This window comes from Lacicoccus qingdaonensis (assembly GCF_900101075.1).
Lineage (GTDB): Bacteria > Bacillota > Bacilli > Staphylococcales > Salinicoccaceae > Lacicoccus > Lacicoccus qingdaonensis.
In genome coordinates this window covers 1-22995 of the sequence record NZ_FNFY01000023.1, presented here as the reverse complement: position 1 = coordinate 22995, position 22995 = coordinate 1, and the positions used below count along the sequence as shown (strand labels likewise).

General features: G+C 42.1%; 22 protein-coding genes, 1 pseudogene and 1 riboswitch. Of the genes and pseudogenes, 15 read left to right on the top strand and 8 right to left on the bottom strand.

What is annotated here, in order from left to right:
• Positions 1-117 precede the first annotated feature (117 nt).
• The 3 genes and pseudogenes from BLR15_RS10960 to BLR15_RS10945 all read left to right on the top strand — a co-directional run bounded on the left by BLR15_RS10960 (position 118) and on the right by BLR15_RS10945 (position 1975).
• Positions 118-405 (top strand): YerC/YecD family TrpR-related protein, encoded by a 288-nt coding sequence (locus BLR15_RS10960; protein WP_092987422.1) that lies wholly within the window; start codon positions 118-120, stop codon positions 403-405.
• Between the two features lie 88 nt (positions 406-493).
• Positions 494-1621: pseudogene (locus tag BLR15_RS14305) on the top strand (serine hydrolase domain-containing protein).
• Between the two features lie 84 nt (positions 1622-1705).
• Positions 1706-1975, top strand: coding sequence for a 4a-hydroxytetrahydrobiopterin dehydratase (locus BLR15_RS10945; RefSeq protein ID WP_092987416.1), 270 nt, complete (start codon positions 1706-1708; stop codon positions 1973-1975).
• A gap of 64 nt (positions 1976-2039) precedes the next feature.
• Here BLR15_RS10945 and BLR15_RS10940 read toward each other — a convergent pair whose 3' ends face one another.
• Both BLR15_RS10940 and BLR15_RS10935 read right to left on the bottom strand, forming a co-directional pair.
• Complete coding sequence (locus BLR15_RS10940) at positions 2040-3212, bottom strand: M24 family metallopeptidase (RefSeq protein WP_092987414.1); 1173 nt, start codon at positions 3210-3212, stop codon at positions 2040-2042.
• Between the two features lie 21 nt (positions 3213-3233).
• Positions 3234-4418, bottom strand: coding sequence for a cystathionine gamma-synthase family protein (locus tag BLR15_RS10935; RefSeq protein ID WP_092987445.1), 1185 nt, complete (start codon positions 4416-4418; stop codon positions 3234-3236).
• Between the two features lie 314 nt (positions 4419-4732).
• On the opposite strand from BLR15_RS10935, the gene BLR15_RS10930 reads away from it, so the two are divergent.
• From BLR15_RS10930 to BLR15_RS10920, 3 genes are all read left to right on the top strand, one after another.
• Positions 4733-6688: a fructose-1,6-bisphosphatase gene (locus tag BLR15_RS10930; RefSeq protein WP_092987412.1), complete on the top strand. Its 1956-nt coding sequence runs from the start codon at positions 4733-4735 to the stop codon at positions 6686-6688.
• Between the two features lie 23 nt (positions 6689-6711).
• Positions 6712-7065, top strand: a complete 354-nt coding sequence (locus BLR15_RS10925) for a DUF2200 domain-containing protein (protein WP_092987410.1) — start codon at positions 6712-6714, stop codon at positions 7063-7065.
• 71 nt (positions 7066-7136) lie between these two features.
• Complete coding sequence (locus BLR15_RS10920; protein WP_092987408.1) at positions 7137-8627, top strand: NAD(P)H-hydrate dehydratase; 1491 nt, start codon at positions 7137-7139, stop codon at positions 8625-8627.
• Positions 8628-8712: 85 nt separating this feature from the next.
• Here the strand turns inward: BLR15_RS10920 and BLR15_RS10915 are convergent, their stop codons facing one another.
• A complete protein-coding gene (locus BLR15_RS10915; RefSeq protein ID WP_092987406.1) occupies positions 8713-9495 on the bottom strand; it encodes a CHAD domain-containing protein in 783 nt (260 codons plus the stop codon).
• 297 nt (positions 9496-9792) lie between these two features.
• Here BLR15_RS10915 and BLR15_RS10910 point away from each other — a divergent pair, with 297 nt between their 5' ends.
• Positions 9793-11016, top strand: coding sequence for an erythromycin esterase family protein (locus BLR15_RS10910; protein ID WP_092987404.1), 1224 nt, complete (start codon positions 9793-9795; stop codon positions 11014-11016).
• Between the two features lie 121 nt (positions 11017-11137).
• On the opposite strand, the gene BLR15_RS10905 is transcribed toward BLR15_RS10910, so the two are convergent.
• From BLR15_RS10905 to BLR15_RS10895, 3 genes are all read right to left on the bottom strand, one after another.
• Complete coding sequence (locus BLR15_RS10905; protein WP_092987402.1) at positions 11138-11605, bottom strand: hypothetical protein; 468 nt, start codon at positions 11603-11605, stop codon at positions 11138-11140.
• 152 nt (positions 11606-11757) lie between these two features.
• Positions 11758-12273, bottom strand: coding sequence for a GNAT family N-acetyltransferase (locus BLR15_RS10900; RefSeq protein WP_092987443.1), 516 nt, complete (start codon positions 12271-12273; stop codon positions 11758-11760).
• A gap of 22 nt (positions 12274-12295) precedes the next feature.
• Positions 12296-14560 carry an ATP-binding cassette domain-containing protein gene (locus BLR15_RS10895; RefSeq protein ID WP_092987400.1) on the bottom strand — a complete coding sequence of 755 codons (2265 nt, stop codon included), beginning with the start codon at positions 14558-14560 and terminating at the stop codon, positions 12296-12298.
• 132 nt (positions 14561-14692) lie between these two features.
• Here BLR15_RS10895 and BLR15_RS10890 point away from each other — a divergent pair, with 132 nt between their 5' ends.
• The 6 genes from BLR15_RS10890 to BLR15_RS10860 all read left to right on the top strand — a co-directional run bounded on the left by BLR15_RS10890 (position 14693) and on the right by BLR15_RS10860 (position 19900).
• Positions 14693-15274: a protein-L-isoaspartate(D-aspartate) O-methyltransferase gene (locus BLR15_RS10890; protein ID WP_092987398.1), complete on the top strand. Its 582-nt coding sequence runs from the start codon at positions 14693-14695 to the stop codon at positions 15272-15274.
• Positions 15275-15466: 192 nt separating this feature from the next.
• The gene (locus BLR15_RS14300) at positions 15467-16522 is read left to right on the top strand and encodes an amidohydrolase family protein (RefSeq protein ID WP_245696762.1); all 1056 of its coding nucleotides are present in this window, start codon (positions 15467-15469) and stop codon (positions 16520-16522) included.
• Positions 16523-16713: 191 nt separating this feature from the next.
• Positions 16714-17379: a DUF421 domain-containing protein gene (locus BLR15_RS10875; RefSeq protein ID WP_176754138.1), complete on the top strand. Its 666-nt coding sequence runs from the start codon at positions 16714-16716 to the stop codon at positions 17377-17379.
• A gap of 102 nt (positions 17380-17481) precedes the next feature.
• Positions 17482-18663, top strand: a complete 1182-nt coding sequence (locus BLR15_RS10870) for a diaminopropionate ammonia-lyase (protein WP_092987394.1) — start codon at positions 17482-17484, stop codon at positions 18661-18663.
• A gap of 115 nt (positions 18664-18778) precedes the next feature.
• A riboswitch (PreQ1 riboswitch) is annotated at positions 18779-18822 on the top strand.
• 23 nt (positions 18823-18845) lie between these two features.
• Complete coding sequence (locus BLR15_RS10865) at positions 18846-19286, top strand: QueT transporter family protein (RefSeq protein WP_092987441.1); 441 nt, start codon at positions 18846-18848, stop codon at positions 19284-19286.
• Between the two features lie 143 nt (positions 19287-19429).
• Complete coding sequence (locus BLR15_RS10860; RefSeq protein WP_092987392.1) at positions 19430-19900, top strand: SprT-like domain-containing protein; 471 nt, start codon at positions 19430-19432, stop codon at positions 19898-19900.
• A 46-nt stretch (positions 19901-19946) separates the two neighbouring features.
• On the opposite strand, the gene BLR15_RS10855 is transcribed toward BLR15_RS10860, so the two are convergent.
• Positions 19947-20216: a hypothetical protein gene (locus BLR15_RS10855; RefSeq protein WP_092987390.1), complete on the bottom strand. Its 270-nt coding sequence runs from the start codon at positions 20214-20216 to the stop codon at positions 19947-19949.
• A gap of 175 nt (positions 20217-20391) precedes the next feature.
• Here BLR15_RS10855 and solA point away from each other — a divergent pair, with 175 nt between their 5' ends.
• Positions 20392-21564, top strand: coding sequence for an N-methyl-L-tryptophan oxidase (solA, locus tag BLR15_RS10850; RefSeq protein WP_331465676.1), 1173 nt, complete (start codon positions 20392-20394; stop codon positions 21562-21564).
• A 102-nt stretch (positions 21565-21666) separates the two neighbouring features.
• Complete coding sequence (locus BLR15_RS10845; RefSeq protein WP_245696760.1) at positions 21667-22644, top strand: ornithine cyclodeaminase family protein; 978 nt, start codon at positions 21667-21669, stop codon at positions 22642-22644.
• Positions 22645-22697: 53 nt separating this feature from the next.
• On the opposite strand, the gene BLR15_RS10840 is transcribed toward BLR15_RS10845, so the two are convergent.
• Positions 22698-22995: IS3 family transposase (locus BLR15_RS10840; protein WP_143003968.1), on the bottom strand; the 298-nt coding region annotated here is incomplete at its 5' end.

The following is a 22995-nucleotide window of genomic DNA, read 5'->3' as shown; positions in this document are numbered from 1 at the left end:
TAAATCTGATAGTAACAAACATCACAGATAGATGCAAGGTTTTTTAGAATGTTTGTTTAACGCTTTAATTCGCTAAAGTAATTTGGTAAGATGATTTTATTAATGGAGGGAAATTTTATGCAAATAGATAATATCAAAGGTCAGGAACTGGATGACTTATTTGAAGGCATATTGAAACTTGAAAACTTGGAAGACTGCTATCATTTCTTTGATGATTTATGTACAACCAATGAATTAATCGCCCTCAAACAAAGATTCCAGGTTGCAAAAATGATAAAAGAAGGCCACACATATAAAAAAGTGCAGGATTCGACAGGAGCATCCAGTGCGACGGTCTCCCGCGTCAAACGCTGCCTTGACTACGGCAGTGACGGCTATCACAGAATCATCGACCGGCTGGACTGACAGCACAATTCCTGTTGTCCTATACGGCTGAAGCATCTCTGGCATCCATTTTCATAAAAGGGGGTTTATTATCCTTAATAAAATATTCATGTTGATCAGTTCAGCAATGATTATCCGATCTTTTTTTGAACCGTTTATAAATGTGACACTGCCTTCCGGGATAGAGGAGGAAGACCTGGATGAGGAAGTGGAGGAATTCATGGAAGAAAATGATGATGTGGAGGCGGGAGTGATGTTTGCGATTTTCACACCGATTGAAGTCATCCACGAAACATATGAAGGTGAACAGAATCTCGATGAAGATACCGAAGTGTCACGGGAATCTGTTTTTGAATGGGGATCAGTGACAAAACTGCTGACGTGGATCAGTGTCATGCAGCTTGTCGAAGAGGGCCAGATCGACCTGGAGGAAGATGTCACCGAATATCTGCCGGACGGTTTTCTGGATGATTTTGAACACGACGACCCTGTCACAATGATTCATCTGATGAACCATCAGGGCGGATTCCAGGATGAAATCGCCGACCTGTTTGTTACAGAAATTCCCGAGGACTATTCCCTGAAAGATGAACTAGAAGAAGAACAGCCGGACTAATTATATGAACCGGGAACGGTGACTTCCTATTCAAACTGGGGGACAGCACTCGCAGGCTACATTGTAGAGGAAATAAGCGGTCAGCCTTTTTATGAATACGTGCATGAGAATATTCTCGGCCCCCTGGATATGGATGACACGGCACTCTTACCTGATTTAAGCGACAATCCCAAAGTTCGTGATCAAAGAGAGGATACAACAGGTTACTTACCCGCCATGCCGCCGGCCGAGGAAGAACAACGTCATATTCTATTATATCCTGCCGGTTCTGCAGTCAGTACACTCCCGGATCTGATCACATTCGCTCAGGCACTGTTCCCTGCCAACAGTGATTCTCCTTTGTTCGATGACAATGCAACATTGGAATCCATGTTTGAAATCAGCCAATATTATGGTGATACGGACAACCCGAGAAATGCACATGGTTTTCTTGTCACAAATTTTGAGAATCCGGTTTACGGACACAGCGGCAATACAAATGCATTCACCTCAAACCTTCTGCTGGATATCGAAGAAGATGTCGGTTACGTTGTAATGTCAAATGAAGCACAGGAAGTGACTTATAATTTTCTGTTTGCCGAAACCATTTTCGGTGATTACGATGCAAGTGAAAACAATTAGAGTTCAGGTCACCGCTGTCAGTACGTTTAATCACTGCCATTAAAAGGTACAGTATTATATGTATTTTACGGAGGTGACCAACTTATGAGTGATGTAAAAACTGAAGCTGAAAAACTCGATGGATGGGAACTTGATGGTGAAAAATTGAAGAAGACTTTCAAGTTTGATAAATATCTTGACGGTATAGCATTTGTACAGAAACTCGCTGTCTATGCAGAAAGCCAGCAGCACCATCCAGGCATATCAATCAACCATACGAACGTCGCAGTCACTTGGACAACTTTTTCAAAGAAAGAATTGACCGACAAAGATATAGCAGGCGCAAAAGCGACAGACAATGTGCTTAAAGCATAAAAAATACAGGAGGAAAACTTATATGCTGAGTTTTCCTCCTGTTTTATATTGTCTGCAGACTTTTTCAGCTGATTCCTTTCTGATAAATTTCACGGTCAAATGAAGTCAGCAGTTCAACACCTTTGTCAGTCACAAGAAAGGATTCTGTAATGGATACACCAAAGTTGTCAAACCACATTCCGGGCATCAGATGGAATACCATATTCGGCTCCAAAATCGAATTGTCATGCTGCCTGAGGCTGATTGTATGCTCTCCCCAGTCTGGCGGATAGCTTAGACCGATTGAGTACCCGATTCTCGCTTCTTTTTCATAACCGTATTTTGCAATTGTTCCTGCCCACACGTTGTTGATTTCCTGAGCGGTGAATCCAGGCTGGATATACTGCAGTGTTTCATCTATGCCTTCCATGATGACTTTTCCCACTTCAAGTACTTTCGGGTCCGCTTTTCCGAGAGACATTGTTCTCGCCATCGGCACATTATATCTACGGTAACATCCCGCTATTTCTATCGTCACTAGATCCCCGTCTTCATATCTTTTGTCAGACCATGTCAAGTGCGGGCTAGCCGTCTGTTCACCGGTGGGAATCATGGGCGCCATCGAAGGATAGTCCCCGCCAAAATCTTCACTGCCGTGCATTTGTGCACTGTAAATGGCAGCTGCCACATCATTCTCCCTAGTGCCGGCTTCTATATTGTCGTAGGCAGCTTTCATCGCCTGTTCCACAATATATCCGGCGTTTCTCATATAGCTGATTTCTTTTTTACTTTTTATCAATCTTACCCAGTTGACGATACCGCTGGCATCTTTTAATTCCGCATCCGGAAGCTCATAGAGCATTCTTTCGTGACATTTTGCCGTATAGTAGAATGCATCCATCTCCACCCCGATTTTACGTTCTCCTTTCCCTTTTTCGAGGAGTACTTCCGCTACATAGTCCATCGGATGTTTGATTGTAGACTGCACGTATTCATCAGGATAATTTATAACATTTTGAGGATGCATCCATGTCGTCTGCTCCGCACCTTTAGAATCCATCCCCCTGCCGATCCATAAAGGCTCCTTTTCATCTATAAATACGACGACCGCCTGATGGACATAGAAACTCCATGCATCATATCCGGTCAAGTAGCACATATTCGAGGGATTTGACACGACCAGTACTTCGATTCCGTACTGCATCATGCTTTGTTTGGTTTTATTCAGTCTTTTCTTATACTCTTTTTTGGAGAACATCACATGTCTCCTTTCTCTTATTTATTTTTCGAGAATGCTGAGAGCATTTTCCAAATCGTCTTTCAAATCATCAAAGTCTTCAATACCGGCTGAGTAGCGTACCAGACTTGAAGGGATACCTAGATTCACCAGCTCCTCCTTTGTGGATTCAACATGGCTGGTCGTGTTTGCCGGACCGACGGTCGTTTCCACAGCACCCAGGTTCGCTGCCCTGTTCGCATATTTCAGGCGCGGCAGTACCTTTCTCACTGCCTCCATGCCGCCTATCAGCGAGAAGCTGAAAATACCGCCGTACCCTTTCATCTGTTCCGTGGCGATGTCATGATTCGGGTGGTTTTTCAGTCCCGGGTAGAACAAATCTGAAATTGCCGGATGTGTCTCCAGATATTCGACAAGCTTCCCGGCATTTTCAGTCTGCTTTCTGACTCGTAAATCCAGTGTCTTCAAACCTCTCAACAATAAATATGCAGCATGCGGATCCAACGTTGCACCGTTGATTTCACGGTAATGGAACACTTCACCCACAAGTTTCGCATCGCCGCATAAGACACCGCCGAGTGCATCTGCATGTCCGCCTAAAAACTTGGTGGCACTGTGAATGACGAGGTCCGCTCCCAGTTCCAGCGGACTCTGTAGAATCGGCGTTGCGAATGTGTTGTCCACAACAACGATTGCGCCCGCTTCATGCGCAACTTCTGCTATTCTTTTAATATCAATGATCTTCACCGTAGGATTCGTCGGCGACTCCAGGTGAACCATCCTGCATCCTTTTCTGACCTCTTCCTCCAGCGCTTCATGGTCATTCGTGTCACACAGCACAGCTTCAATATTCATATGCGGCAGAAAATCACTGAAGATTCTGTTCGTACCGCCGTATGAATCTTTAATGCTGACCACCCGTTCGCCGGGTTTCAGAAATGTGTAAAACGTATTGCTGATGGCAGCCATTCCTGTCGCAAAACTCGTTGCCGCTTCTGCACCTTCCAGCTGTCTGACCTTATCCTCAAAAGAGGCGACGGTCGGATTCGTGTTCCTTGAATAAATATGCCCCGATGCTTCCCCTGTAGCGACATCATACCAGTGCGAAAGATCAGTGTAGTCATAGGACACACTGTTCACCACCGGCACCTGCGTTGCGCCATGTGCTCTGTAATCCTTTTCTCCTGCCCATACTGCTGCGGTTGCGCGGTTTACTTTTCTGGTCATCATCTCACTTCCCCTTTAATATTGTAAACGCTTACATAATTACAGTGATGCTGTCGTTCGTGTTGCAGAAAAAGGTAATATCCCTTTATCTCACTATATCATCTATAGAGTATTTATAAAATAAAAAGCATATTTATCCCTTTTATTTTATCAGCTTGAAACATATACGTCCTCTGGTATTAGCATCCATTGCCATCAAATGTTTTATCAGAAACAATATATAAAATGTATAATGATAAATTTTATATTGAATGGGTTATACTCAGAAGAAAATCTAGTATAATAGTATGTAACATTAAATGGGAGTGTCTATTATGGTTGAGACTAACGATACAGGCTTGAAAGAAAAATATTTAGACCTGCTTGCAAATAAATATGATAACGAAGAAAAAGTGGCGACCGAGATCATGAATCTGGAGTCCATACTGGATCTGCCAAAGGGCACTGAGCACTTCGTCAGTGACCTGCACGGGGAATACCAGGCGTTTCAGCACGTACTCCGAAATGGCTCGGGCAACGTCAGACAAAAAATTGCAGAGCTGTTCAAAGGTACACTGTCTGATGATGAAATCAGCGATTTCGCTGCCCTGGTATACTATCCTGAAGAAAAGCTTCAGCTGGTTAAAAATGAATTTGAAACTAAAGAGGCACTGGATGACTGGTACATAACGACCATTCACCGGATGATCGACCTGATCGCACATTCATCTACTAAATATACCCGCTCAAAGCTGAGAAAAGCACTGCCCCAGCAGTTTGTTTTCATTATCGAAGAACTGCTTTATAAAACGGATGAAGATGCGAATAAGAAGACTTATTACGAAAAACTGGTCAATCAGATCATTACACTGGGGCAGGCAGACAAACTCATCATCGGCCTGTCATATTCTACGCAGCGTCTGGTGGTCAACCATCTGCACGTCGTCGGCGACATATATGACCGTGGGCCTGAACCCGATAAGATCATGGATACTCTGATTGACTATCACTCACTCGATATCCAGTGGGGCAACCATGATGTCTTATGGATCGGTGCCTATGCAGGTTCCAAAGTATGTCTTGCGAACATTTTAAGGATATGTGCGAGGTACGACAACTTGAATATTATCGAAGATGCCTACGGCATCAACCTCAGACCATTAGTCAATCTTGCCGAGAAATACTACGATGACAATCCGGCTTTTCATCCGAAAGTGACGTCGGGAGATGAACTTTCAGAGCTTGAAAATCTCCAGATTACAAAAATCCACCAGGCCATTGCCATCATCCAGTTCAAACTGGAAGCACCGATCATCAAGCGCCGTCCATTCTTTGAAATGGAGGAGAGGCTTGTACTGGAAAAGGTCGATTATGATCATGATGAACTGACAGTATACGGCAACACATATAAACTGGAAAATACCTGTTTCCAGACGGTCGACAGAGAGGACCCGACAAAGCTGCTGCCGGAAGAGGAAGAAGTCATCAATAAACTTCTGCTGTCCATACAGCAATCCGAAAAACTGAAGAGACATATGAATTTCCTGATGAAGAAAGGCAGTCTCTATTTAAAATATAACGGCAACCTGCTGATCCACGGCTGCATACCGGTCGATGAAAACGGCGAAATGGAGTCCATGGAAATTGAAGGAAAAACATACAATGGCCGTGAGCTGCTCGATAAATTCGAGGAATATCTCCGTCAGTCATTTTCAAACAAAGAGAGCACTGATGATTTGGCAACGGACATCGTCTGGTACTTATGGACAGGAAAATATTCATCATTATTCGGCAAGCGTGCAATGACGACATTTGAAAGGTATTTCATCAATGACAAAGCGTCACATAAGGAAGAGAAGAACCCATATTACTACTTGAGGGAAGATGTCAGCATGTGCCGTAAAATGCTGGAAGAATTCAACCTCGACCCGGAACAGGGCAGAATCATCAACGGTCATACTCCGGTCAAAGAAATCGACGGAGAAGATCCGATCAAGGCGAATGGAAAGATGCTGGTCATTGACGGCGGATTCTCAAAAGCCTATCAGAAAACAACCGGCATCGCAGGCTATACACTACTGTACAACTCATTCGGCATGCAGCTGGTGGCACACCAGCACTTCAACACTAAAGAGAAAGTCTTAAGAAACGGGGCGGATGCGTTGAGTGTGCGCCGTGTAGTGGATGAAGAACTCGAACGTAAAAAAGTGCGTGACACAAATATCGGTGTCAAACTGAAAGAAGAGATAAAATCACTTAAAGAACTGCTCGCTTACAGATATATTCAATAAATTCAAATCAAGGAGGCAGATTGATGGCCGGCCACAAAATATATAAGATGGCATTTGCAAGTGTCTATCCACATTACATTACAAAAGTTGAGAAAAAAGACCGCACTAAAGAAGAGGTCGATGAGATTATACGCTGGCTGACCGGGTATAGTCAGAATGAACTCGAAACACATCTTGAAAATAAAACCGACTTTGAAAATTTCTTTGAAGAGGCACCGAAAATGAATCTAAATCGGGATTTAATCAAAGGTGTGATCTGCGGTGTCAGAGTCGAAGAGATCGAGGAACCGCTGATGCAGGAAATCCGTTATATGGATAAGATGATTGATGAATTGGCAAAAGGCAAGAAAATGGAAAAGATTTTGCGGGAAGTATAGACCAAAACCCCTTGAGCGATGAACCAGCTGACCTCAGGGGGTTTATTTGATATTGAATGAGGAGGATGGGCATGAGAGTCGTTACAGGTGAAGAGATGCGGGCTGTTGATGAATATGCAATCGAAAATATAGGGATAGACGGCAAGATCCTGATGGAAAATGCCGGCCGTGTCGCGGCAAAAAATATTATGAAAATCTTTCATAAGCAGACATTCTGCATACTTATCGGCGCAGGCAACAACGGCGGTGACGGCTTTGTCATCGCAAAAGTATTGAAAGAAAACGGACATGACGTTGATGTTTGCGTCATACCCGATTCTGATAAAATCAGCGGAGATGCGGCTTATCAGAAGAACATCTATCTCAACTCCGGCTTTACTTTCACACAGTATGATAGTGAAATCATGAAAAATGCAGATATCGTTATCGATACGATGCTCGGCACAGGAATCAAAGGTGAAATTAAATCACCCTATGCGGAAATTTTTCAGGAATTGAACAATATGGATAACACCATAGTCTCCATCGATCTGCCAAGCGGTCTGCCTGCTGATGAATCACCGGTACCTGAAAATACATTAATAGCAGATTACACACTCACTATCGGTTTACCAAAACTGAGCTATTACATGTATCCCGCACGTAACTATTACGGTAAAACGAAAATCATTCATATAGGCATACCCGAAAAAGCAGTGGAGAAGGCTGTAAAATCAGAGCGATACGTTTGGACTGAAAAAGATGTAATGAAACATTGGCCGCATAGAGATGACAATTCCCATAAAGGATCGCATGGAAAAGTCGGCATCATCGCAGGCAGCAGTAATATGCCCGGCGCTGCGGTACTTGCGGCCACTGCTGCGGTCAGGAGCGGCGCAGGGCTTACAACCCTCAACACACATTCCGATATCTTTTCCACCATCACCAACCATGTACCGGAAGCCACACTCTTTGACAGAAAAGATGATTTGAGTGAATTTATAGATGATAAAGATATCATTGCAATTGGCCCGGGTCTCGGTGTGAATGATGATACCGGAGGGACAGTAGAATATCTGATTGATCATTTTGAAGGACCTCTGGTCATCGATGCTGACGGGCTGTCCCGATTACAGGAACTAAAAGATAAAATCAAAAACAGGAAACACCCCGTCATCATCACACCGCATCCCGGTGAGATGGCAAGGCTCATTGATGCTTCAGCTTCCGAGGTCAATAAAAACCGATTTGATATTTCCCGGGAAATAGCCGTCGAGTATGGAGTGTACCTTGTATTAAAAGGTCCGAATACATTGGTCTCGACACCGGCCGGGGAAACGTTCATCAATGATACCGGGAATGCAGGACTTGCCAAAGGCGGAAGCGGCGATGTACTGACCGGAATGATTGCCGCATTCCTTGGAAGATATGAAAATACCCAGCATGCGGTATCCGGTGCGGTATTTATGCATGGCTATACCGCCGATTATATTTTGGATCAGGAAAGCGCCATCGAAAGCATGACTGCTTCTCAAATAGTGGAGAATCTGGAAAAGGCATTTCACAAACTCAAACATAGTTAATGAAGCACAGCGGGTTTTTAATCAGCTTCATATATCCGGCGGACAGCGCCAAAAGATGAAAAGCTCTGCATCATATGCAGAGCTTTCATTTCTGTTTTTCTATATCCCTGATAGCTAAAAACAGCTTTTTCAAATCTTGATTGTCAGTTTCATGTGCGAACGCATTCAACAACTGCATATTGACATGACGATCGGTATTTTTGCCCAGCTCATCCTGGATTTTATTTGCCTCTTTGCTGATCAGCTTATAGTTGAGTTCAGTCAGCCGGCCCAGGTACCTCGCTCCAAACCTGAGCGTTTTGGCATCTTTTCTAATTTCATGGATTTGGGAATAATCCTTCTTCTCCACTGTTTCATAATCATCCATCAACTTTTGATACCTTTTTGAGAGCCGTTTATTCAGAAATTGCGTCAGATCTTCATTATCTCTGTATTTCTCTTTAAATTTTAATGACACGATTTTAGATTCAATTTTATCAAACTTGGATTCCAACTTGGCTTCCTTCATTTTTTCAAGAGCCGTTTTCATTTCTTCATCCCGTTTTTCCTTTAAATAGAAAAACATTTCCTGATAGTGATCACTCAAATCCGGTTTATCTTTTACGGTTTCATTTGCTAATTCACTCAGAACATCAATCTCTCTCAAATCGCTGATTATAAGTGCAATATTCTTTAGTTCAACGTTCAGTCTGATGTAATCATCTTTATACAGCGCTTTTTTCAATATGCCTATGATTCCTCTGAGTTTACGGCAATTCACACGTAATTTATGCGCATTCGCATCATCAAAAGGGTTGTTTATAAAATCATGGTAAGACAGCCGGACTTTCTTTGCCCTTTTCAATAAAATCTTTTGTACTTCGTTCATGATTATCTCCTTTTTAAATTACTTTACTATGTACATTAAGCTATACCCGATAATAAAACATTTAAAATGGAATTCAGAATGCATTCAGTGCTTTCATATTTTAATTTAGAGGATTGTATATAACTAAACTGCCAAACTTCTTTTACATGCGATACTTTTATAATGTTAAAGTGCTTTTACATACTGGTATAACAGCATTTTAACAATATAACGCACTGCGTTATAAACTATTATGTGTTTATATGGAATCGTCGGGCGGTATAAGTGTTTCAAAGAATATCAAAGGGGATTGGTTCTATGAACTATATCCTTATATTGTTTGTGCCTGTGCTGTTCGCTGCAGCATGCGGTAATGATGAACCGAAAGAATATTATAATCTGGAAACGGAAATGGATGAAATCGGTGAACTGCTCAAAGAGTACGATGTTGTTATATTAGGTGAATCTACACATGAGTCTGAAGAGTTCAGTAAATTATTCTCTGAACTGACTCTTTATCTCAATGATAATTATAACTTCAATACTTATGCCATGGAGTTTGGAAGAGATCAATTCGATTTCTATTTGGATTATTACGAGTCTGAAGGCTACACAGAAAATTTTCCCAAAGAGGATTTTATAACTACAGTGCATCACAACCCGGAATTTGATGAGGTGGTGCAGCGCGCTGTTGACCTTGACGAAGACTTTCAGCTTGAAGGGATTTCCCGTATCATTGCTGGTCCAATGCATGACAATGTGACTCATGAAGAGTTCGTAGCAGATGATTTACTGGACACCAGTAATATGAGCGAGGCATTTCTCGATGCCGAACAGGGTATTAAAGAACAGGTTCAGTCCATGGCTGTTGAATATGGGGAAATAGATCATGAAGCTATGGATGAATTGCGGACAGTATATGAAGACATTCATGACAGTGATTATTTTAATGATTTAAACACCATGTCCCAAAACTATATAGAAGCCCGCATCAATTTTCTAAAAAGTACTTTATCAGAGGACTATCTTGGAGATTTGGAAGTCGAAAACTCACGTGAAGATTACTACGCACGCCGCGGTCAGGATATGTACGAAAATATCGAAGCACTTGTAGAAGATGACAGCAAAGTGATTGTTCATATGCATAATGCACATGCGACCAAACAACTCGGTGAAGCCGGTTCACACGTAGAAATATTGGATTTGATGTACAATGCGCTTGAAAATTCAGTTGGAAGCAGGCTTGAGGATTCTGATATCAATACATTCCATATCGCAACAATTTTTAATGAAGGTGAAAATATCTTCCCTGATGAAAACTTTTACAGAGAAGACACCTTGCCAAGGAAGACTAGAAACAACGACCTTGAAAACAGAATATCAGAATATAGACTTGATCATGCCTTTGTGAATCTTCATGAGACGGACTGGGCTGATGAAGAACTTTCAACCTATTATGAAGGCCATCCTGCATGGGGGGGCTCCATGGTCCCTGCTGAACAGTATGATGGCGTCATATATATTGATTACCTTGAAGAGTAGGTTAATGAAGCACTTCAAACTGATAACAAATCGAACCCCTAATCTATTACGATAGTTTAGGGGTTCGTCAATTATTCCAAAAGAGTTTGAATTCACTTGAGTCTGTTTATATTTTAAATTTCTATTGATCAGTACCCAGCGGAGGGCCCGTATTTTCATCTGTCGCTTCCTGAAAGTGCTGCTTACCACTCTGGATTCTGTTGTCCACTTTACTCTTGGTGTCTTTAGCATAGCCACCGGGATTTTCTTTAACTTTTTTCATTTCCGATTTCGCTTTCTCCTGAACGTTTTGAGCATACCCTTTCGGATTTTCTCTAACTTTATTGTACTCGTTCATTGCTCTTTCCTGATATTGACCGGCTTTATCCGTAACTTTATGCTGAACGTTTTGTGCATATCCTGCCGGATTTTCTTTAGCCTTAGAGTACTCGTTTGCAATCATTTCACGATTCTCTTGCTTTCTCAATGGCAATAACGCTACAGTTACTGCCAAGGCTGATACTACTGCCATAAATATGCCTGCCATCAAAACGAATAAACCGCCAATTGCTGCAATGATTCCTGTAGCTTTTTTTGCTCTTTTATCCATTAATAACCCACCTCTTATTTTTAGATAACTATTGTAAGTTTGTTGAATATTTACCCATTCCGGGGGGACTTAAACTTCTTTCTTCCTGAATTATCCATAGGAATCATACTAATGGTCATATTAATAGGACGGCATCCAGTGGAGTACATTGCTCATGGATTACAACTTGAAAACTGCAGTATCATCTTATGTTCATCATAATATTTTCCATCGTTAAACATTGCTCTCGGCTCTGTACCATATATTTCAAAACCGAATGCTTCATAAAATGCTTTTGCTCTGATATTTTCAGTCACGACCGCCAGACTGAGTTGGTCAACACCTTGAATTTCTCTTGCCTTATCAATTAAATAAGTCACAACATCACGGGCAATGCCTTTTCCGCGGTATTCCTCCTCACAATACATCGCCTGCAGATTACCTTTATGATTGGATTTCGGGCCGCTTCTGCGAATAAAAGAAGCCACGCATATAAGTCTGTCTTCATCAAAACCACCGACAACAAACTGTTCGTCTGAATATTTCAATCTGCCTTCAAAGTTTTCAATCTGCAGCGTGGATTCAAGTTCATATGTAGACCCGAAAGCACCCGGGTCCGTCTTCAATCCTTTCAGTCTCAATGCTCTGTACTGCTCAGCATCATCAATATCGAGTAGTCTTACATTCATCATTTCACACCTCATCCGTTCTTTATATTGTCTCTTCAATATAACGTTTCAAGTGTTTTCCCGTCACTGATTCTTCCACGTCAAATATACCTTCAGGGTGTCCGCTGTATAATACCCGGCCGCCGTTGTTCCCTGCCCCTGGACCGATATCGATCAGCCAGTCGGCATGTGTCATCATCGTCAGGTTATGTTCTACTATAATGACTGTATTACCTGCTTCTTTCAATTTCTCAAAACATTCAAGAAGTGTCGGTATATCTTTTTCATGAAGTCCGGTCGTCGGTTCATCAAATACATAAACAGTGTCTGAAGCATCGCTGTCTAAATGCCAGCTGAGTTTCAACCGCTGCATTTCCCCTCCTGACAATGTATTTAACGACTGTCCGAGTGTCATATACTGAAGGCCGGTCTGTTCAAGGTGATACAAACGTTCTCTTACGGCTTTATTTTCTTCAAATAAATTGATTGCCTCTTCAACAGTAAGTGCCAATATGTCCGCGATTGAATATCCTTCCACTTTGGCATCAAGCACTTCTTCTTTATACCTCGAACCCTGACAAAGCTCACACACCTGTGACAGTTCCGGCATAAATGCAAGCTCCGTTTTAATCACGCCTTTGCCGCCGCATTCCGGACAGGCGCCTTCGGAATTATAACTGAACATGCTTTTCTTCAGGCCGGTTTTCTTACTGAAAAAGCTGCGGATATCATCAAATACATTCATGTAGGTCAGCACATTCGACCTGCTGGAAGCATGAATGCTTTTCTGATTGACGAAGATGCAATTTTCGTCTGATTTCAATCCTTCACTGAGCAGAGTGCTCTTACCGGATCCTGCAACGCCTGTGAACACTGTCGTCATACTTTTTGGTATCTCGACGCTCACATCATCAAGGTTGTTCTTAGTAATATTATCAATTGAAATCCTGTCTTCTGCTTCTTTGTGGTTTTGTTGTAATGAGTGTTTTTCCCTTAGTGCTGTTCCTGTAGCCGTATTTGACCCGAGCAGTTCATCGTATGTCCCCGTAAACGTAATCTCGCCGCCTCTCTTACCGGCTCCGGGACCGATATCTATGACATGGTCAGCAATTTTTATCACATCGGGATCGTGCTCGTCGATCAATACAGTGTTCCCTTTATCACGTATCGATTTGATGATGTCGTTGATCCTGTCGATGTCTTCGGGGTGAAGACCGACACTCGGCTCATCGATGATATATACAAGATCTGTCAAAGGACTGTTCAAATGCCTGATCAGTTTGATTCTCTGCGATTCACCGCCTGATAAAGTCGGTGTTTCCCTGTCGAGCGTCAAATAGTTCAGGCCGACATGCTTTAAGGCTTTTAACTGTTTTAACAGCGGTTCGATGATGTACTTCGCCTTCTCATCTTCCAGAGATTCCAGAAACGGAATGGCATCTTCGATTGTCAGTGAAGTGAAGTCAGCGATATTCAAATCTTTGATCTTGCATGTGAGCACTTTCCTGCTCAATCTCTGACCATGGCAGTCCGGACAGTCTTTGGAAGTGACAACCCGTTCCACATCCGCTAAAAACCGCTTCTTTTCAAAGTTGTCATTCAATAAGAATGAGCGTCTGAACCGGTGGATCAGCCCTTCATATTTTGCCGTCCTCGGCCAGTTCTCGGGTGGGTTTTTAAGTTTTTTCGGTTTTGTATATAAAAAAGTATCCATCTCTTCTTCTGTATAATCTCTCAGCTTTTTGTCATTATCAAATAGCCCCGTGTATAAATATCGTTTGCCCCGCCAGCTGTCCGGTCGGAAGGAGGGGAATTTTATCGCGTCTTCATTCAGCGATCTGTCGAAATCTAGAAGCTCATTCAAATCGATATCTTCCACATATCCGAGACCCTGGCATGTTTCACACATGCCATTCGGATTGTTGAATGAAAATACGCTCGAATAGCCGACAAAAGGACTCCCCAGTCTCGACCAAAGCAGCCGCACCGAAGCGTATATATCAGAAATCGTACCGACCGTCGAACGGGAATTCCCGCCGAGCCTTTTCTGATTGATGACCATCGCCACAGGCAGGTTCAATATCTGATCTACTTCCGGCTTCTCATAATGTGTCAGCTGGTTTTGAATATAAGTAGAGTAGGTTTCGTTCAGCAGCCTTTCGGATTCCGCTGCGACAGTATTGAAAACGAGTGATGATTTTCCTGAACCCGACCGTCCTGTAAAGACCGTTAATTTATGCTTAGGTATATCAACGCTGATGTTTTTCAAATTATTCTGGTTTGCACCTTTAATATGAATCTGGCTCATTACAAATCACCTCTAAAATATTAATTCTTCCTCATTTCATATATTAACATTAATCATATAAATCAAACTTGGCTGATAAGGGTATGGTTGTATAACAGTTCAAAGATTTATTGGAAAGGACGGATGAATACTATGGATTACAGTAATGAAGAAATCAAAGCTTATTTCAAACAGCTTGACCGCAGTAAATTCATTGATGATCAAAAAGAGCACGCCGCACTCGACAGACCCCTGCCGATAGGCCATGGACAGACAATCTCCCAGCCGACACTTGTACTCAACATGACTTTGGAACTGGAGCTGAACAAAAAAGACAAAGTACTTGAAATAGGGACAGGCTCCGGATTCCAGACAGCGCTGCTCTCAAGATTTTCAAGTTCTGTCTATACCGTGGAACGCATACGGGCGCTGCATGATTCTGCGAAAGAAAGACTGACCGGCCTGGGGTATTCAAATGTTCATTTCCATTATGGTGACGGACACTCCGGTTGGGAAGAGAATGCACCTTATGACAAGATTATGGTAACTGCAGCAGCAAATGAAATACCGGAAACGTTGACTGATCAGCTTGCACCGGGTGGGAAAATGGTCATCCCTGTCGGAAACTTTCATATGCAAGAACTCAAGCTTGTAGAAAAAGATGAAAACGGAAATATTTCAGAGACGGTCATTGAATATGTGATGTTTGTCGAGTTCAGAAAAGATGTGGAGTAGCTTATATTATTCCAGGTAATTAATGTCTGAAAAGTAAAGGTTTAACTGGTATTTATTTGTATACAGGTATACAGTATACAATGGAAACGTATTCTTTCACAGAATAATCGTTTTTTTCTGAATATCGCTATTATTCCTATTTTATTGCTAGTATAATGCACTCATTTATATAAATTAGTGAGGAGTGTGATTATGTGGCAAGAACCTATTATTGCAACAGTCGCTATATTCGCCCTGCTTGCTTTGGGTGAATATATCTCTGTCTTATCAAGAGCACGGATCCCGACATTAATGACTGCTATGCTGGGATTTCTTATCTTTACGTGGATTGGCGTCTTCCCGGAAGATATTCTTGATTTATCGACACTCCCGTCTTTAGGCGCCCTTTTAATCGGTCCGTTAATTGTACATATGGGAACGCTGATGCGTTTTGATATTCTGAAATCACAGTGGAAAGCGGTTGTCATTGCACTTTCGGGCTTGATTGGCTCTCTGACACTTGTGCTGACCTTAGTTACTTTGATGTTTGATTTTCCAACTGCTGCCAGTGGTGTCGGCCCATTGTCAGGCGGTGTGTTAGCATTATTGATTACAAATGAGAGACTGACTGAACTGGGAATGACTTCTTTGATTGTTGTCCCTGTACTCGTGTATGCATTCCAAGGTATTGTGGGCATGCCGATTTCTACTTTTTTCATGAAACGATACGGCCATCTGTTCATGACAGGACAGATAAATGCCAAGGATACCGCAAAAGTTTCATTGAAAGAAGAACCTGTGAAATATAAATTTATGCAGAATGAAAGAACAGGCACTTACCTTGTACCGACTCTTCTTGCACCAGTATCAGTATTGGAATTTTCCGATGAACTCGGAATGGCACAGACATCTATAGATAAATCGAAAGAAGTCATTGAAATTCATAAAGAAAGTTTTACAAGAGCTTATAAAGCCGGTGTAAAAATTGCAATGGGCACTGATGCCGGAGTATTCAAACATGGGACCAACCTTCGTGAACTTGAGCTGATGGTTGAATGCGGGATGACGCCGATGGATGCCATTTTGGCCTCCACTCAAACGGCTGCTGAATGTATGGGCTACACTGATCTCGGACTGATTAAAGAAGGCTATGTAGCAGATTTCATTTTGACAAAAGAAAATCCTTTGGATGATATCGGTGTTCTGAAAACTAACGAAGAAATTAAAGTGGTCGCCAAAGAAGGTAATGTATTCAAAAATATAATGTAATTGATTTTAAAGAGATGAGCCGTATTTAATACGATTCATCTCTTTTTATATAATTTTAGTGGAGTTACCGAAAGGTTAAGCCGATATGTAAAAGGGTATCTATTCATATTGAATATAATCGTACATAGAAGCACAGTGATTTATTTGTCATTAAAAATACGAAGAAGGGGGAAGGGGCAGTGGAAGATATAATGTCTTATTTCGTAAAGCTGACAGTCGGTCTCATTGGTGTCATGATTGTCATCAGACTTCTTGGTCATAAAGAACTTGCACAGATTACGCCGCTTGATTTCGTCTACGCTCTCATTTTAGGAAGTATCGTCGAAGAGTCTCTCTATGAAACCACTACACCGTTTTATCATATGCTCATCATGCTGGCTTACTGGGGGCTTCTCATATATGTAATTGAAAGGTTTGCCATGAAAAATGAACGATTCAGAAGGGTGACAAAAGGCAGGGCAAAACTTCTGATCAATGATGGTAAAATAGATGATAAAATATTGAACAGACACAATATGGATGTCGATGAGCTGAGAGAATTATTGAGAATGAATGGTGTATTTTCCCTTCGTGAAGTCAAACATGCCATCATGGAAACCAGCGGAAGACTCTCCGTTATCAAATACGCTCGGGAACAAGTACCGGTCAGAAGTGAACTGCTTGATAATTTCAAAGAAAATTCAATATCATACTTATTCATAGATGGCGGCCAGATAGAATATAATGCACTCACAGCAGCAAATGTCGACGAAAATTGGCTGGAAAAGACACTGAAAGAAGAGACCGGCCATCGCATGGAGGATATTTATGTCGCTGAGTGGAGTGAATCAGAAGGTTTCTTTGTACAGCCAAAATGACGGGATTTCATCCCTGTCATTTTTTTGATTCTTTTAAATGCTTAACATTCATCCAATTTAAGTTACGATGAGTATAATCAATGTTTCCAGGAGGCTGAGTAAATGGAATGGATTCAGAACCAATTCAAAAATGCTGATAATTCCGTCATGTTCAATCAACCTTTCTCAAAAGAAAAAGTCAAAAAAGCACATCACTTTCATCAGTCCCTGCCCCAATATGCAAAGACACCGCTCTCTGAATTGACAGGGCGTTCAAAAGAACTCGGGCTGGGCAGTTTATTGGTCAAAGATGAATCGAGAAGATTCGGTCTGAATGCTTTTAAAGGACTGGGGGCGTCATATGCGATGGCGTGTTATTTTGCCGGCCAATTAAATATGGATATGGCTGAAGTCCGCTTTGACGAATTACTGGAATCGGTCAATAAATACCCTCCAGAAACGTTTGTAACAGCAACAGAAGGCAACCACGGCAGAGGCGTCGCATGGGCCACCCGGATCTTCAATCAAAACGGCAAAGTATTCCTGCCAAAAGGTGCTGCAGAAGTACGTGTTGATGCTGTCACTGAGCTCGGTGCTGAAGCGAAAGTCACCGATATAAACTATGATGATACCGTTCAGTATGCTGCAGATCAATCCAGCGGCAACGGCTGGATTCTGATGCAGGATACCGCATGGGAAGGGTATGAAGAGATACCGACCCATATTATGCAGGGCTATACAACGATTCTTTCTGAAATTACCGAGCAGCTTGAACCTGACAGCCTGGATCAGATTACTCATGTCATTTTACAGGCAGGGGTCGGTTCATTCGCAGGTGCAATGGCCGCAGCCATTTACAATCAAACAGACGGCAGTCCGCCAAAAATTATTGTTGTCGAACCTAGAGAAGCAGATCCGATTTTCCGTTCGGCCGACAGCGAACTTGGAAATCCTGTCAGAGTATACGGAGATATGAATACGATGATGGCCGGCCTTTCATGCGGTGAACCGAGCCCGATCGGCTGGAATATATTAAAATCCACGGCTGATTATTTCATTTCCTGTGATGATGAGATCAGTGCACAAGGCATGCGGATGCTCGGAAGACCGGCAGAAGGCGATGCAAAAATCATTTCAGGTCCCTCAGGCGCTTTACCGGCAGGCTTTATGTATGAAGTGATGACGAATGATTCATATACGGACCTTAAAGAGAACCTGGACCTCGGCACTGATTCAAAAGTATTGGTCATCAATACCGAAGGAGACACCGACCCTGATAATTACCAAAGAGTGATGAATGTATAACGATAAATCCCCTGACTATAAATATTCAGGGGATTCTTTATCATCAGACTGTCACTTAATACGCTTCAAATAATATTTTAATCTGATATAATTATATGGCAGTTTGTTATGTTCTATCTCACAGGTTCGCAAACTCCCTGTATAAAAAACTAAGGAGAATGATTATTATCAGTAACAGAATAATGATTTACAATGCAGTGCTTGCTGCCATTTATGTCGCATTGACAGTCATCAACCCCATCGGAACGATGGCGATACAAATACGGATCAGCGAGATGCTTGCCGTGATTCCATTTTTCAACCGCAAGTTCATCCCCGGAATGCTGATCGGGCTGGCAGTCGCCAATTTTTTCTCGCCGCTCGGCCTGATTGATGTAGCGACAGGTGTCGGCATTGCCGTCATTTCATATACAATCAGCTATTTCATCAAAAATGTCTGGATAAACGCTGTCCAGTACAGTGTGCTATGTGGAATTTTTGTCGGTTTGATGCTGCTCACAGTACTTGAGATTCCATTCTGGTTCAGCTTTGTAACAATCACCATTTCAACATTAATCACCACACTTCTCGGCACAGTTTTATTTTCCAAAGTCGGACACAGAATTTTGCCAAACCTTGAATAATATGAATACAGCCGGATATTTCTCCGGATTACATGGGCGATTTTATGTTGTTTATCATAGGATCGCTTTTTTATCTTCAATGTTTCTCATGAAACTTGAATGATATCATTAGTTTAACCATATAAAACTGAGAGTGATCTATTATGAACACACAACAATTGAAGTTCCATGCCGAAGGCTTTCTAAAAGAACACTTCGATATGCCGCTGGATGTGCCGCTTCGCATATCCAAACGTATGAAATCAAAACTTGGCGTTTTCAGCATTAAATATAATAACAATGAAGTTTTAAGCAGTGAGATTGTCCTGTCTTATAACTTTATAATCAACAACGATAAAAATGCCATACTCGATGTTCTGTATCATGAATGCGTCCATTATGCCCTGTATAAAAAAAGATTGCCTTTCAGGGATTCTGACCCTGAGTTCATAAATACTCTGGAACGTCTGGGAATTTCAAGAACACGGAGTTATAAATATAAGGGTCAGTCCTATTTATATGAGTGCAAAAAATGCAGATACCAGTTCAGCAAAAATATGAAGGGCTATGAGAAAAGATATATGTGCGGCAGATGTCATGGAAAATTCGTTTACAGAGGCACATTTCAACGATAAATATGAAACGGGCGGGCTCAAGTCAATTTGAGTCCGCCCATTTTAATTACTTGTTTTGCTGCCGCGCTTCTTCCCTTAAATCATTGTAGTATTGAACACTTGTCATTGCACCTTCGTCCACCATATTCGAATCCCTTAAATTCTCAGGCCTGCCCATTTTCTTAACATATGGATCGCTTGTCCATTTGCCTGCCTGGCTGACAACGATATCGATTCCTTGATCGATACCCTTTTTTACCGTCTCTTTATTTTTAGTAAGATACAACACACCTGCGACCAACCCGACTGCACTGACCAACTTTGTTTTTCTTCCCATGGGTGTCACACTCCTTCCAGTTATCAATCACCCGATTATTTACCTTTATTATCTCATGTATCACCACTCTTATCAAAATATTCTGATTTGACAGATATTATGTCTGGATCAAATTTTTCATTTTATAATTAAGTGATTATCATGCCGGGTAGAGTAAGATTGATATTAGGCAAATATATCCGATAGAGGTGATCTTATTAATAAACATTATGATGTCGTTATTGTCGGCGCCGGCTCGATGGGATTGTCCGCAGGATACTATCTCTCACAAAAAGACCGCGATGTCCTGATGATTGATGCCAATGACCCGCCGCATTCCTACGGCAGCCACGGCGGTGATACGCGTCTGATCCGCCATGCAGTGGGAGAAGGGCCGCAGTATATCCCTCTTGCTTTACGTTCACAGGAAATGTGGGACGAGCTGCAGACCCTTACAGATGATGAGATCTTCAGACAGATTGGAATTCTCAATTTTGGTTACAAAGGGTCCGAATTCCTCGAAAGAACCATAGACGGTGCAGAGAAATATGATCTGGACATCGAAACTTTGTCAGTTGAAGAAATGCAGGAGCGTTGGCCAGGACTTCATGGTGAAGATTTGGAAATCGGTTATTATGAGAAGAAGGGCGGTGTCATCATGGGTGAAAATGCCCTGAGGACATACCGCCGCCTCGCACTGTCGAACGGCGCTGAGCTGCTGGTCGACACACCGGTCAAAAGCATTCGTCCTGAAGGACAGCAAGTCCATGTTGAAACCGGGAATGACTCTTTTAAAGCTGATAAACTGATTTTATCATCAGGTGCATATAATGGCAGAATGCTTAAAGATCTGGGCATGGATTTAAAAATCCAGCCATCACGCCGAACAATCGCATGGTTTGAAGTGGATGAAGAATTATACAGCTCTGAACATTTCCCAGGATTTATCGGACGTTCCAGATATGGATCCTATTATGGATTTTCGAGCATAGACGGCACAGGTGTGAAGATTGGACGTTATGACGGCAGTGATGAAGATGACACAGACCCTGAAGGGATGGACAGAAATTTCGGTTCATTTGAAAAAGATGAAGCTTATTTAAGAGACTTTCTGAATGCGCATATGCGGGGCGCCAATGGTAAGCTGAATAAAGGGCTCGCATGCATATTTACCAATACTCCGGATGAAGATTTTATCATCGACCAGCATACCGAGCACGATAATATTTATGTTGCCGGCGGCTTTTCCGGTCACGGCTTCAAATATGTACCGGTAGTGGGGGAAATCCTGACCGACCTCGTCACTAAAGGGAAAACTGAGCATGATATTTCTTCGTTCTCCATTACGCGGGATGAACTTTATGAATGAAATATTAAAACCTGACTCATGTTGGTATAAAACGGCATGAGTCTTTTATTGAATGAATAATCTTTTACAATATTGTATGGTGAATAATAAGAGTCACTAAGAATGATTAACTATCGAAAGGAAGATATTCAAATGCAGATTTTGACAGATTCAGATATTCAGGAAGTATACAAAATTAATCACGCCATCGAAGATGTGAAGTTGGTACTGGATGATTTCAGAAATGACAGACTGGTTGAAGCCAAGAGAATCGTCCTTCCGGCAAGTGACAGCTCTTCCATGCTCTACATGCCATGTATCAGCACGGCCCAAAAAGTGTCCATTATCAAGACCGTCTCGATTTTCCCTGACAACGCCGATCTTCCGACCACCCAGGGGAATATACTGGTATCAAACCTGAATGACGGCAAACATATTGCCTCATTGGAAGCTTCTTACTTAACGAGACTGCGCACAGGTGCAATGACTGCAATTGCCACCGATAAGCTTGCCAGAAAAGATTCAAAGGTTCTTGGTGTCATCGGCACGGGCAGAATGGCTTTTGAACAGGTTTTAGGTGTGCTTGAAGTGAGAGATATTAACAGAATCTTATTGTTTAACAGAACCCGGAGCAAGGCTGAAACCTTTAAAAAAGATTTAGAAGATTTTGGGGTCGATACTGATATCGAAGTGGTCAATGAAGTCGGTGACCTCGTCGGTGAAAGTGATATTTTAAACTGTGCGACACAGTCAAAAACCCCGGTTTTTGACGGTTCAAATTTAAAATCAGGCACACATATCAACGGCGTAGGATCATTCACACCCGAAATGATAGAGATGGATATTGAGACTGTCAAAAGGGCAGACCAGATTTATCTGGATGACATAAACGGTGCGAAAGAGGAGGCCGGTGAAATTATAAAAGCCGTAGAAGACGGTGTCATCACCTGGAACGATATTAAAGGAACGCTCGTCGATATTTTTGAAAAAGATTACTTGAGAAATTCAAATGAAGACATCACGCTATATAAATGTGTCGGTGCAGGATATTTCGATCTCGCTGTGGCAAACGGCGTCATGAAAATAAAGAACTTGAAATAAATTCAAGGGAGTGAACCGCCACCCGTCAAGTAGACACTAAAATAATAAAACAGTTATGCAGCAGCCTGTGCCCGAAATTCTACCGGTGCCAGGCTGTTTAATTGTGCTTGTAAACGTTTGTGATTATAGAACTCAATATACTGCTCGATATCGCTTTCCAATGCCTCAAATGTGTGATACATCTTCAAGTCATAACATTCACACTTGAAATGCCCGAAGAAATTTTCCATCGGCGCATTATCCGTACACGTCGCCAACCTGGACATGCTACGAGTCATACCGGCTTCTGTCGTGATTTGACGGAAAGCCTTGGATGTATATTGGGAACCGCGGTCACTGTGGATCATTGGT

Bases quoted from the DNA above. Each gene is read 5' to 3' on its own strand.
- BLR15_RS10960 (WP_092987422.1), top strand. From the start codon at position 118: ATGCAAATAGATAATATCAAAGGTCAGGAACTGGATGACTTATTTGAA.
- BLR15_RS10945 (WP_092987416.1), top strand. From the start codon at position 1,706: ATGAGTGATGTAAAAACTGAAGCTGAAAAACTCGATGGATGGGAACTT.
- BLR15_RS10940 (WP_092987414.1), bottom strand. From the start codon at position 3,212: ATGTTCTCCAAAAAAGAGTATAAGAAAAGACTGAATAAAACCAAACAA.
- BLR15_RS10935 (WP_092987445.1), bottom strand. From the start codon at position 4,418: ATGACCAGAAAAGTAAACCGCGCAACCGCAGCAGTATGGGCAGGAGAA.
- BLR15_RS10930 (WP_092987412.1), top strand. From the start codon at position 4,733: ATGGTTGAGACTAACGATACAGGCTTGAAAGAAAAATATTTAGACCTG.
- BLR15_RS10925 (WP_092987410.1), top strand. From the start codon at position 6,712: ATGGCCGGCCACAAAATATATAAGATGGCATTTGCAAGTGTCTATCCA.
- BLR15_RS10920 (WP_092987408.1), top strand. From the start codon at position 7,137: ATGAGAGTCGTTACAGGTGAAGAGATGCGGGCTGTTGATGAATATGCA.
- BLR15_RS10915 (WP_092987406.1), bottom strand. From the start codon at position 9,495: ATGAACGAAGTACAAAAGATTTTATTGAAAAGGGCAAAGAAAGTCCGG.
- BLR15_RS10910 (WP_092987404.1), top strand. From the start codon at position 9,793: ATGAACTATATCCTTATATTGTTTGTGCCTGTGCTGTTCGCTGCAGCA.
- BLR15_RS10905 (WP_092987402.1), bottom strand. From the start codon at position 11,605: ATGGATAAAAGAGCAAAAAAAGCTACAGGAATCATTGCAGCAATTGGC.
- BLR15_RS10900 (WP_092987443.1), bottom strand. From the start codon at position 12,273: ATGAATGTAAGACTACTCGATATTGATGATGCTGAGCAGTACAGAGCA.
- BLR15_RS10895 (WP_092987400.1), bottom strand. From the start codon at position 14,560: ATGAGCCAGATTCATATTAAAGGTGCAAACCAGAATAATTTGAAAAAC.
- BLR15_RS10890 (WP_092987398.1), top strand. From the start codon at position 14,693: ATGGATTACAGTAATGAAGAAATCAAAGCTTATTTCAAACAGCTTGAC.
- BLR15_RS14300 (WP_245696762.1), top strand. From the start codon at position 15,467: ATGTGGCAAGAACCTATTATTGCAACAGTCGCTATATTCGCCCTGCTT.
- BLR15_RS10875 (WP_176754138.1), top strand. From the start codon at position 16,714: ATGTCTTATTTCGTAAAGCTGACAGTCGGTCTCATTGGTGTCATGATT.
- BLR15_RS10870 (WP_092987394.1), top strand. From the start codon at position 17,482: ATGGAATGGATTCAGAACCAATTCAAAAATGCTGATAATTCCGTCATG.
- BLR15_RS10865 (WP_092987441.1), top strand. From the start codon at position 18,846: ATGATTTACAATGCAGTGCTTGCTGCCATTTATGTCGCATTGACAGTC.
- BLR15_RS10860 (WP_092987392.1), top strand. From the start codon at position 19,430: ATGAACACACAACAATTGAAGTTCCATGCCGAAGGCTTTCTAAAAGAA.
- BLR15_RS10855 (WP_092987390.1), bottom strand. From the start codon at position 20,216: ATGGGAAGAAAAACAAAGTTGGTCAGTGCAGTCGGGTTGGTCGCAGGT.
- BLR15_RS10845 (WP_245696760.1), top strand. From the start codon at position 21,667: ATGATTAACTATCGAAAGGAAGATATTCAAATGCAGATTTTGACAGAT.